The following is an 11122-nucleotide window of genomic DNA, read 5'->3' as shown; positions in this document are numbered from 1 at the left end:
GCTGTTTTCGTCATGCCCAAAAATACAAATCATATTCACATTTCAAAGATCTTACATATTGATGAGCTACCATAATCAAATCATTTAACATTTTCAAACTTTTTCATCAAATGACTTGAATTTTATATAGTTAGCTCCTTTTAATAAAAAAAGTCATTCCTGAAAAGGAACGACTATCATCGCGGTACCATCCTCATTCATAATGAATACTCATTATGCTCTTTGATCGTTAACGCCGATTTACGTTGATGTTTGCATCACTCTTAGAAGGTAGCTTTCTTTACAAGTATCCAGGAATTTTCACCAGCCATTCCCTCTCTTCAAGATCACTTATAAATACTTTTCTTCTTCAACGATTTGACTTTGATATTATATCCAATTTATTATCAAAAATCAATACTTCTTCTGATATTCAATATCAACAATACCATTATAAACATAAGTTTTTATCAAAGATAATCTTTTTTCCTGATCAAAATCTTCAAATAAACGTTTCCCTTTTCCAATTCATGTTGGAATCATAGAAATATGATATTCATCAATCATATTAGCCTGAATTAAAGGTGTAATCAATTGTTGACCACCACAAATCCAAATATCTTTTCCAGAATCCTGTTTTTTTTGAACTAATGAACAAATATCTTCAGATGTGACAATGACATGATCTGATGATAACTGAGTCAAAGATGATAAAACATAAATCTTTAATCCTTGACGAATCCAATATTGGTTGATTTTCTTTTCTATTATACGAAAAGCTGTTTCACTCATAATAACACTATCAACATGTTTTAATAAATGATGATAACTTTCTGTTTTTTCATCTGTAGGATTATCACCATGTAACCAATCTATACGTCCATGTTGATCGGTGATATATCCATCTAAACTCATTGCGATATACAAAATGACTTTTCTCACTATCATCCTTACTTTCTTTTTATTTTTTATGGTGATATGGGTAAATCCATTGAATAGTCTGAATCAGATAAGGTTCACATAGTAAGACAATGAATGTTGTCATCATATTATAAAATGTATGCATATTGGCTATTTGATGGAGGGGTGATAATGGTGTCCATCCTGCAATCCAATCGACGAGAGGAATCATCTGTGAGATAATTAAAAAACTGATAGCTCCTACAACATTAAAAAGAAAATGAAACAATGCTAGACGTTTTCCATTGCGTGATCCTTTTAAAGAAGCAAGAAAACCTGTTATACACGTTCCTAAATCAAAACCTAGAATCAGATAAACAGCCTGATGAAAAGAAATCAACTGTTTAGAAGCGAGAATTTGTAAAATACCAATAGATGCTGATGAACTTTGAATCAAAGCTGTAAACAACATACCGATACAGACACCCCATATTGGATTTTGAATATGCATTAAAGCATTCACAAATGTGGATGAGTGTTGTAGGGGCAACATGGATTGAGCCATCATTTCAAGTCCCATAAATAATAGTCCTAAAGCCATCATCACTTGTCCACATAGATGCTTGATGCCATGACTTATCAGATATAAACATACGCCTACAAAGGCTAACAATGGCGCAAACATGCCAATATCTAAAGCAATCATCTGTCCTGTTATAGTTGTCCCAATATTAGCTCCCATCATAACCCAGATAGCTCTTTTTAATGACATGATATGGGCATTTAAAAAACCAATGAGAATAACACTCATAGCAGATGAGCTTTGAATCAGGCATGTCAACAAAGTCCCTACACCAATAGCTTTCCACTTATGATTGGTCAGTTTTAATAAAAAGATTTCTAATCTTTCTCCCAGTCCTTCTGTTAATCCTTCTGATAACAATTCCATGCCAAACAGAAATAATGCCAATCCTCCTAACAGTCCTAAATAATGAGAAATCGTCATGGCTTCACACCCCTTTATTATCATATATGATAACAAAGAAAAAATTTGTAAAATCTTTATCGGTTTTCATGCTGCATAATTCTCTTAATATCATCACCAATACGTAAATTCTTGAAAAGTTCTCCAATAAAAACGACATATGACAATAATAGTGGCGAAAAAATCATACCAATCAGACCAAAAAGATCTCCAAAGAAAGTCAATGCTATTAAAAGAAGAATAGGATGTAAATGAATGCCTTTAGAAAATAAATAAGGTTGTAAATAAGAAGATTCTAAATATTGTAAAACCATAATCACAATAAGAGATGCATAACCAAGATGCTGATCAATAAAGAATTCATAAATAACAACTGGTATGCCACCAATATAAGGTCCAACATAAGGAATGAGATTTGTAAGTGATAAAAATAATGCCATCCAAACTGCAAAATTCTGATTTATAAAAAAGAAAGGAATAAAGCACATCAAAAAGAAGAAGAAAAAATCTAAAATCATTGATTTCATAAACTGATATGTTGTGAGTTTTAATTTTTTTAGTGTCTGCATACAGATGCCCTGTTTTTCAAAAGGAAGATAGACAATAGCTTTTTCAATTAAATGAAGATTATCATAAGATAAATAAAATGAAATGCCTAATGCTATAAAAATATTTCCAACCCAGTAAATGACTGTCTGTGTCCAACCATTAAACATATCTATAAAATAATCAATGACCTGATATTCTTCTAAAAAACGAATAAAAGTAGAAAAAATAGGATTAACCATAATCTGACTATCACAGATACGATGATAAAAAATAAGACATTGATCTAATAAATAAGGGATTAAAAAATAACAGCTTAAAATAAAAAACAATGAAAAAGATAAATACAAGTGTGTTACAACAACTTTTCTAGAAAGGCGATCACTGGTAAAATAATCAATCAGGGGATCAATAAGAAAATGAAAAAACAATGCAATAATAACAGGAAAAATCAATTGAAAAATATAAATCAATAATGATCCTATACGAAATAAAGTATAAACATAATAAAGTAAAATAGCACAAATACAAAAAATGATGAGAGAACGAGCGATATTATTTCTTTTCATTTCAACCTCCACGACAAGAAAAGGACTACAATGAGTCCTTTTGTACTTCTTAAAGTTGTTCCTTAATCGCTTTTTTGGCTTTATGAACAGTATGTTCGATGTTATCGGCACATGGCATATCACTCATCATAATCATTGCCGCAGCAACAATTCCTGCCGAGAAAAAAGCAACAGCTAATTTTGACATGATTATTCACTCCTTTAAAAGTACAATCTTAGTATGTCCTGATTATTCAAAATCATACAAAGAAATTTCAGGAGTTTCGTTCATTCTTGAAATCAATGTCGTTTTCCTTCGATCATCTTGTTCTCGACCAATTCCATATTGAAAAGCCTGATGATTTCCTAAAAACCATAAAGACTGTTTTGCTCGTGTTAATCCTGTATAAATCAGATTCTTTTTCAACATAATATAATAGTCTTTTAAAACAGGCATAATGACAATTTTAAATTCATTTCCCTGTGATTTATGAACACTCATGCAATAAGCATGTGTCAATGTATAAAATTCCTGTGGCGTATATTCAACAATAGTTCCATCAAAATCAACAATCATCATATCTGATAAATATTCAAAATTATCTTTATAACAGATTTCTACCAATGTTCCTATATCACCATTAAAAACATTATCTTCAATACGATTTTTTAACTGTAAAATCTTATCGCCTTCTCTAAATAAACGTTTACCCACACGCAGTTCATTTTTAAATCCATCTTGAGGATTAAATAATTCCTGTAGACAATCATTTAAAGCATCAATACCAGCAACACCATTATACATTGGTGCTAAAACTTGTATATCATGCACATCATAGCCATCTTCTAATGCTTTTGTGACTAATACACGTACATACTTGACAACATCATAGGCGGCACATGTTTGAAAATGAATATCCTGATACTTTGAAAATAAAGTTTCATCATATTGATTATTGCGAATACTATGGGCTAATTGAACAATACCACTTTCTTTGGATTGACGATATATGTGATGTAAAGCAATGGTTGGGATACGCTGACAACTGATGAGATCATTTAAAACACGACCAGGTGCCACAGATGGCAATTGCTGATCATCTCCAATCAAAAGAATCTGACTGACTTTTTGACAAGCTAACAAAAGATGTGAAAACAATAAAGAATCGACCATTGAAAACTCATCAATGATCAATAAATCCACATCTAATGGATTTTTCTCATTAATCGCAAAAGTATTTGTATGTAAATCCCATTTTAATAAACGATGAATGGTACAAGCTTCCACTCCTGTCACTTCAGTCAAACGTTTAGCTGCTCTACCAGTTGGTGCAACAACAGCTAATTTTTGATCAGGATTTAAACGCTGATAGATTTTAATCATAGCATTGACAATCGTTGTTTTTCCAGTTCCTGGCCCACCTGTAATAATCATAGCTGACTGTTTTAAAAAGAGTGTCATCGCTTCTTTTTGAAAATGATCATATTGAATAGATAACTCTGTTTCTAAATCTGCAATAATGGTATCAATTTCCTGCTGATCATATTCATACAAAGGCGCATGAAGCCATTTTTGAAAGATTTTTGATATTTGTATTTCACTTTGATATAAATCATAAGGATAATAACGATCATCTTCCTGAATAATTTTACGTTGTTCAAGAACATCCTGCAAAGCTGTTTCAAAACTTTCATCATCAATTTGAGGAATATAGCGATGAAATCTTTTCACGATAGCCTCAAAGTTATGATATGTACTTCCATCTTGAAAACAGGCTTCTTTTAAAGCATAAACAATAGCTGCCTGAATACGATGATGATCATGTTGATCAACACCTATTTTCAATGCCAGATCATCTGCTGTTTTAAAACCAATTCCATCAATATCATCAATTAACTGATAAGGATTATTCTGTAAGATATCCAATGTTTTTTCCTGATAGACAGCTTGAATTAAAGCCAGATGACGTGTTGAAATACCATGTCCCATGAAAAACATCAAAACTTCCTGATCGAAATCCTGGGAATTTAACACACTCGCAATCGTTTCACGTTTGGTTTCATTCATACCACGAACATGATCTAAAACATGCTTATCTTCTTTAATCTTACTTAATGCATCTTGACCCAAAGCTTCCACAATAGCACTGGCCTGTTTTTCACCAATCCCTTTAAATAAAGGACTAGATAAATAGCGAATGATTTCACTTTCCTCATTCGCTAAAACAATCTCATAAGATTGAATCTGAAATTGTTTCCCATATTTAGGATGAATCACATAATCACCCTGAAAATGATATTTATCCTGTAGATTTACATAACTCATATAACCCGTTGCCAGAATTGGTTTATCTTCCTGTTCACTATCAATCAGACAGACAATAAACTTTGTATCCTCACTATAAAACCTAATACGTTTAATAATTCCCGTGTATTCTAACATTATAAGTATGTAATCTCCTTATCATCTTTATACACTTTATCAATCGTTCCTCCACCAAGACAGACATCACCCTGATAAAAGACTGCTTCCTGACCAGGCGTTACAGCTTTGACAGGTTGTTTGAATGTCACATAAAGTGTTGTTTCATCAACAAAATGAATCGAAACTTCATTATCTTTTTGACGATATCTAAATTTGGCTGTGCAATCATATTCTCCCGATGGTTTTTGACTACCGATCCAATTGACATCCGTAATTAAAGCACCTTCGCTCATTAACCATTGATTCTGATCACCTTGGCACACATATAAAATATTATCATCATACTTTTTACCCACAACAAACCAGGCATCACCTGGACCACCAATACCTAAACCTTTACGTTGTCCAATTGTATAATACATAATGCCTTGATGTTCACCGACAACTTGACCAGTTTCAATATCTATCATCTTTCCAGCTTTGGCTGGAATATAATTTTTCAAGAACTCTCTAAAATCTCTTTCTCCAATAAAACAGATTCCTGTACTGTCTTTTTTATGAGCCACTGGCAAATTTAAATCTTCCGCCAATTGTCTGACTTCTGGTTTGGTCATATTTCCAATTGGAAATAATGAAGACTGTAGTTGAGATTGATTTAACTGACATAAAAAGTATGTCTGATCTTTATTAGAATCAATTCCTCTTAACATAATAGAATCTTGTCCATCATGATGTTCCACACGTGCATAATGTCCTGTCGCAATATAATCGGCCTCAATAGATTTGGCATAATCTAAAAAAGCTTTAAATTTAATATGTTTATTGCATAAAATATCAGGATTAGGCGTTCTCCCTTTAGCATATTCTTCTAAAAAATATGTAAAAACATGATCCCAATATTCCTTAATAAAATCAACACGTCTTAATTCTATTCCTAAATGCTCAGCGACTTTTTTTGCATCATTATAATCTTTTTCCTGTGGACAGATATCATCGTCATTTGTCGGATTTCCTAAAATATCATTATTTAATGATGAATCCCAGTTACGCATAAAAACGCCAATAACTTCATAACCTTGTTGCTTTAAAACATAAGCTGCAACTGCACTATCTACACCACCACTTAAACCTAATACAACTCTTTGTTTCATAGACGCCTCCTTCTTGCATATTCTATCATTTTCTTCAACAATTATAAAGTAAAAATAATGGAATACTCATATAAAAATAAAACTGATAAAGAGCATCTCACTCTATATCAGTTGTCATATTACCATTATTTTAATTTTGACATTGGAAGCATGGCTGCACCAATAGCACCACAATCTTCTAATTCTCTTTCTAAAATAGGGATATGTCCTCTCATACCAATATGAATTTTCGCATTGAATTGTTCAACAAGTTGATCATAGAAGTATTTTTTAGATTTCATAACCCCTCCACCTAATACAAAACAATGTGGATCAACAGTATGAGCAATATCTGCTAACATAGTAGCAAGTTCACTGACACATTCATCAACGATACCTTTTGCTTTGATATCACCTTCATCAGCTAATCTGAAAACATCTCCAGCATGATTGACACGATCTTCACCTAAGATTTCTTTTCCTTTACGTGTAATAGCTGTACCACTAGCTTCACCTTCTACAGCTCCAGGGTTTAAACCTCCGAATTTATATCCGTTGTTTTTCACAATAATATTTCCAACTTCTCCAGCATGTCCTCTTCCACCAGAAACAAGTTGACCATTCACAACAAAAGCTCCACCAATTCCAGTTGAAATTGTCACATAATAACATGTTGGTTTTCCTTTACCAGCACCTAATAAAGCTTCTGCTAATCCAGCAACATTAGCATCATTATCAATAAATACAGGTAAGTTAAAACGACTTGAAAGCTTTTCACAAATAGGATAATTTTCAAATCCAGGTAAATTTGTTGCCATAATCATGACACCACGTTCAGTATCTACAGGTCCAGGAACACCAATTCCAATCCCCTGAACATTATTGATACCACCACAAATTGAATAATCTAAACTTTCAATTTGTCTTATAATTTTTGAACAAACATAATCTGGTCCATTTTCTCTTTCTGTTGCATCTTTGACTTCACTATATGATTGTCCATTTTCATCAACCAAAAGAGTACGTACGTTTGTTCCACCTAAATCAATCCCAATATAATATTTCATCTTAGTTCTCCTTCCTTGATTTATATTTATTATACAATAAAATCAACTGTTTTCATAGATTCTTTTCATGAAACAATGCATTTTTCAAAACTTCTAAGTTTTGTGGTAATGGACATGTTATGACATGATCCTGTAAGTATTTTAAAGAACCTATCGGTTTAACAAAACAGATGGAATAGGCATGTAAAAATTGATTTTGAAAATGATAAGTCTTTTTCAAATAACGATTCAATTCAAAATCTCCATATTTACTATCTCCAATCACTGGATGTCCAACACTTGATAAATGCAGACGAATCTGATGGGTTCTTCCTGTAATGATTTTAACTTTCAATAAAGAATATTTTTGATTAGATTTAATGTTTTCAACAAGCGTATGCATCTTTAAAGCCCCTTCAGTTGAAGGTGATACCATTCTTGCAAGTGAGCGATCGCTATCTTTTTTCATATATCCAATCAACTCACCACTAGGCATATAGCCTTTACAGATTGTCAGATATGTCTTGTCAATGCAATGACGTTTTTTCATCATCTCATTTAAATCCTGCAAAGCACGCATCGTTTTTCCAAAAATGACAATGCCACTGGTATTGCGGTCGAGACGATGGACTGGTCCAGGAGTAAATCCTAATGTCTGTTGAGGATCATATTCTCCTTTTTGATGTAAATAAGTTAAAACCTGATTTGATAATGTATTGACATCTTCATGAATATCTTCATGAACCAGCAAGCCAGCTGGTTTATTGACAATCAATACATTGTCATCTTCATATAAAACATCAAAAGTAATTGGTAAATCAAAGATACTTTGAGGTTTTGTAAGCTCTAAAAAGCGATCTTCATATAAAAATAATTCTACCTGATCCCCTTTTTTTAAAATATAGTTTTCTTTCACCCTGACACCATTAACTTTCACATCTTTTTTTCTTAACATTTTATAAATCAGCTGTGGCGGTGCCTGACACAATAATTTCTTTAAATATTTATCTATTCTTTGGTTTTCATAATTTTCATCTATCATTAAAGTTTTCATTTCATCACCATTTTCATTCTATCAAAATTTCTTAAAAAAATACACATTTTTATTTGAAAGCCTTTACATCTCTTAAAACTCTGTTATAATTATTTATGTTAAGTGGTTGTCACTTAAACATACCCCCCCTATTATCACCCTAACGTGTAAATAATAGAGATAGAAGAAAGTATGCTCCCCCGCATACTTTCTTTTTCTATTTTATGTTATAATATGGAGGAGGTGAAAAATCATGGAAAAAGAGATTCAAAGAACACTTATTTATGATGGTAAAATTATGCAAGTCACAAGAGAAGAAGTCGAATTAGAAAATGGTGAACATGCCTATCGTGAAGTTGTTTATCATCATGGTGGTGTTTGTATCTTAGCTGTTAAAGATCATCAAATCATTCTTGTGAAACAATTTAGATATCCTAATCGTATTCAAACTATTGAAGTGCCTGCTGGAAAGTTAGAAAAAGATGAAGATCCACAAGATTGTGCCTTTCGTGAATTAGAAGAAGAAACAAATAATCGTGCTCGTGACATGAAATTTATTATGAAAGTTTTACCTTCTCCAGGCTATACAAGCGAATGGCTTTATCTTTATGAAGCAATTGATTTTGAAGAAGTCAATGATGCTTTAGCTGGTGATGATGATGAGTTTATTGATATTATCAAGATGGATATTGATGAAGCTTATCAAAAAGTATTAGATGGTGAAATCGTTGATGCAAAAACAGTCATTGCGATTATGTATGCCTATCAAAAAGATCATCAATGATAAAGTGGTAAAGCCACTTTTTTCTTTTATAAACAAAAAAAACTATTCCATGATGGAATAGTTATCATTTTATATTGGCGGTCTGGACGGGGCTCGAACCCGCGACCTCCGCCGTGACAGGGCGGCATTCTAACCAACTGAACTACCAGACCAATATAACAACTGCCAAGGGTTTACATAAATGGCGGAGACAGAGGGATTTGAACCCTCGCGCCAGTTTCCCGACCTACACCCTTAGCAGGGGCGCCTCTTCAGCCTCTTGAGTATGTCTCCTTCAGTTGCCTAACTATAATAACATACCTTTTTAAAGATTTCAATACTAAAATGAAAAAACTTTATACAAAAAAGAGTTAGCGAACTAACTCTATTTATTAAAGAATTGTGGTAAATAATCTTTATGTGCTTCTAATAATTCATCAATCACAATATTAGCAATTTCATCACTTGGACATAATGGATTCATATTTAAAGCTGTCACTGCTAAATCACGATCACCTTTGATGGCTGCTTCAATAACTAAACGTTCAAATGTTTTCATCATATGAACATATCCACTAATTGGTAATCTTAAATCTCCTGTTGCGATAGGTTGTGGACCATCTGCAGTAATACGACAAGCCACTTCTACTGCACTATCCATTGGTAAATCAGCAATAGCGCCATTGTTTCTGACATCTACATATTGAATATCACCTTTATTTGTATAGATAGAAGCAATTAAATTACATGCTGCATCAGAATATTTAGCACCTCCACGCATTGCTAATTGTTCTGGTTTTTCCTGAAGTTCTTCATGACTATATAATTCAAATAATTCTTCTTCAGTCTTGCTGACAACTTCTCCACGAACTGTTCCTGTTTTCAATTGTTCTAATTCTTCTTCTAATTGTTCTTTTGTAAAGAAATAGTAATTATGATATGGACAAGGAATGGCTTTTAATCCTTTGATAAATGATGGAGAGTATGGTAAAGATACGAAGTTTTTCATTTGAATTGTATCTTCAGGTTTCAAATATGCATATTTATGCAATAATTCATCAAAACGTGAAACCCCATCAACAAAAACATCAGTTGTAAAAATAAAGTGGTTAACCCCTTGAACTTCCATTGTCACTTGACTTTCATCAACATTTAACATTTTTGCAAAACCAGCAACCATATTCACTGGAACATTACAAAGTCCAATGGCTTTTTTAAAGTTTGTATAGCGTAAAATAGCTTCAGTCACCATTCCAGCTGGATTTGTAAAGTTGATTAACCATGCATTTGGACATAACTCTTCAATATCTTTAACAATATCTAAAATCACAGGAATTGTACGGAAAGCTTTGAACATTCCTCCAGCTCCATTTGTTTCTTGTCCAATTAAACCATGGCTTAATGGAATTCTTTCATCTAATACACGCGCTGGTAAACGTCCAATACGCATTTGTGTTGTGACAAAGTCTGCATCTTTCAAAGCTTCACGACGATCATAACTTAAAATGACTTTCATTGGTAAGCCTGCTTTTTTAACCATACGCTTTGCCAACGCGCCTACTGTTTCTAATTTTTCACGTCCTGCTTCAATATCCACTAACCATAATTCTCTAACTGGTAAATGATCATATCTTTTAATAAATCCTTCTACTAATTCTGGAGTATAACTGCTTCCTCCACCAATTGTTACAATTTTAACACCATCTTTATTCATTTTGAGTACCTCTTTCTTCTTGATGATTTCATTATAAAATAATTATTCAAAAA

At 32.6% G+C, this 11122-nt stretch carries 10 protein-coding genes, 2 tRNA genes and 1 other annotated feature; of the genes, 1 reads left to right on the top strand and 11 read right to left on the bottom strand.

The window, feature by feature from the left end; genetic code table 11:
* Positions 1-162: 162 nt before the first annotated feature.
* Positions 163-362 (bottom strand) — a binding site (T-box leader).
* Positions 363-507: 145 nt separating this feature from the next.
* The 8 genes from B5G32_RS02685 to B5G32_RS02655 form a co-directional block, all read right to left on the bottom strand.
* On the bottom strand, positions 508-927 hold the full coding sequence (locus tag B5G32_RS02685) for a dihydrofolate reductase family protein (protein ID WP_087935779.1): 420 nt from the start codon (positions 925-927) through the stop codon (positions 508-510).
* Positions 928-940: 13 nt separating this feature from the next.
* Positions 941-1885: a Na/Pi cotransporter family protein gene (locus B5G32_RS02680; RefSeq protein WP_087935778.1), complete on the bottom strand. Its 945-nt coding sequence runs from the start codon at positions 1883-1885 to the stop codon at positions 941-943.
* A gap of 56 nt (positions 1886-1941) precedes the next feature.
* Positions 1942-2979 (bottom strand): AI-2E family transporter, encoded by a 1038-nt coding sequence (locus B5G32_RS02675; protein ID WP_087935777.1) that lies wholly within the window; start codon positions 2977-2979, stop codon positions 1942-1944.
* A gap of 49 nt (positions 2980-3028) precedes the next feature.
* Complete coding sequence (locus tag B5G32_RS13765) at positions 3029-3166, bottom strand: hypothetical protein (protein WP_158093958.1); 138 nt, start codon at positions 3164-3166, stop codon at positions 3029-3031.
* A 42-nt stretch (positions 3167-3208) separates the two neighbouring features.
* Positions 3209-5401, bottom strand: coding sequence for an SF1B family DNA helicase RecD2 (gene recD2, locus B5G32_RS02670; RefSeq protein WP_087935776.1), 2193 nt, complete (start codon positions 5399-5401; stop codon positions 3209-3211).
* Complete coding sequence (gene mnmA / locus B5G32_RS02665) at positions 5401-6534, bottom strand: tRNA 2-thiouridine(34) synthase MnmA (protein WP_087935775.1); 1134 nt, start codon at positions 6532-6534, stop codon at positions 5401-5403. Before mnmA ends, recD2 begins: the two co-directional genes overlap by 1 nt.
* A gap of 125 nt (positions 6535-6659) precedes the next feature.
* Positions 6660-7580, bottom strand: coding sequence for an ROK family protein (locus tag B5G32_RS02660; RefSeq protein ID WP_087243138.1), 921 nt, complete (start codon positions 7578-7580; stop codon positions 6660-6662).
* Between the two features lie 52 nt (positions 7581-7632).
* Entirely contained in the window at positions 7633-8613 is a 981-nt protein-coding gene (locus B5G32_RS02655) for an RluA family pseudouridine synthase (RefSeq protein ID WP_087243137.1), read from the bottom strand.
* A gap of 232 nt (positions 8614-8845) precedes the next feature.
* Here B5G32_RS02655 and B5G32_RS02650 point away from each other — a divergent pair, with 232 nt between their 5' ends.
* Positions 8846-9376, top strand: a complete 531-nt coding sequence (locus tag B5G32_RS02650; RefSeq protein ID WP_087297478.1) for an NUDIX hydrolase — start codon at positions 8846-8848, stop codon at positions 9374-9376.
* Positions 9377-9451: 75 nt separating this feature from the next.
* On the opposite strand, the gene B5G32_RS02645 is transcribed toward B5G32_RS02650, so the two are convergent.
* The 3 genes from B5G32_RS02645 to B5G32_RS02635 form a co-directional block, all read right to left on the bottom strand.
* A tRNA-Asp gene (locus tag B5G32_RS02645) sits at positions 9452-9528 on the bottom strand.
* Positions 9529-9558: 30 nt separating this feature from the next.
* Positions 9559-9649, bottom strand: a tRNA-Ser gene (locus B5G32_RS02640).
* Between the two features lie 91 nt (positions 9650-9740).
* Positions 9741-11069, bottom strand: coding sequence for a 6-phospho-beta-glucosidase (locus B5G32_RS02635; protein ID WP_087935774.1), 1329 nt, complete (start codon positions 11067-11069; stop codon positions 9741-9743).
* Positions 11070-11122: the final 53 nt, after the last annotated feature.

The sequence above is a fragment of the Massilimicrobiota sp. An80 genome, from assembly GCF_002159255.1.
Lineage (GTDB): Bacteria > Bacillota_I > Bacilli_A > Erysipelotrichales > Coprobacillaceae > Allocoprobacillus > Allocoprobacillus merdigallinarum.
Note: the sequence above shows the minus strand (reverse complement) of the source record. Positions and strands in the feature narration are given on the sequence as shown.

What these genes read in the sequence shown, in the direction of transcription:
- B5G32_RS02685 (WP_087935779.1), bottom strand. Translation starts at nt 927, where the DNA reads ATGATAGTGAGAAAAGTCATTTTGTATATCGCAATGAGTTTAGATGGA.
- B5G32_RS02680 (WP_087935778.1), bottom strand. Translation starts at nt 1,885, where the DNA reads ATGACGATTTCTCATTATTTAGGACTGTTAGGAGGATTGGCATTATTT.
- B5G32_RS02675 (WP_087935777.1), bottom strand. Translation starts at nt 2,979, where the DNA reads ATGAAAAGAAATAATATCGCTCGTTCTCTCATCATTTTTTGTATTTGT.
- B5G32_RS13765 (WP_158093958.1), bottom strand. Translation starts at nt 3,166, where the DNA reads ATGTCAAAATTAGCTGTTGCTTTTTTCTCGGCAGGAATTGTTGCTGCG.
- recD2 (WP_087935776.1), bottom strand. Translation starts at nt 5,401, where the DNA reads ATGTTAGAATACACGGGAATTATTAAACGTATTAGGTTTTATAGTGAG.
- mnmA (WP_087935775.1), bottom strand. Translation starts at nt 6,534, where the DNA reads ATGAAACAAAGAGTTGTATTAGGTTTAAGTGGTGGTGTAGATAGTGCA.
- B5G32_RS02660 (WP_087243138.1), bottom strand. Translation starts at nt 7,580, where the DNA reads ATGAAATATTATATTGGGATTGATTTAGGTGGAACAAACGTACGTACT.
- B5G32_RS02655 (WP_087243137.1), bottom strand. Translation starts at nt 8,613, where the DNA reads ATGAAAACTTTAATGATAGATGAAAATTATGAAAACCAAAGAATAGAT.
- B5G32_RS02650 (WP_087297478.1), top strand. Translation starts at nt 8,846, where the DNA reads ATGGAAAAAGAGATTCAAAGAACACTTATTTATGATGGTAAAATTATG.
- B5G32_RS02635 (WP_087935774.1), bottom strand. Translation starts at nt 11,069, where the DNA reads ATGAATAAAGATGGTGTTAAAATTGTAACAATTGGTGGAGGAAGCAGT.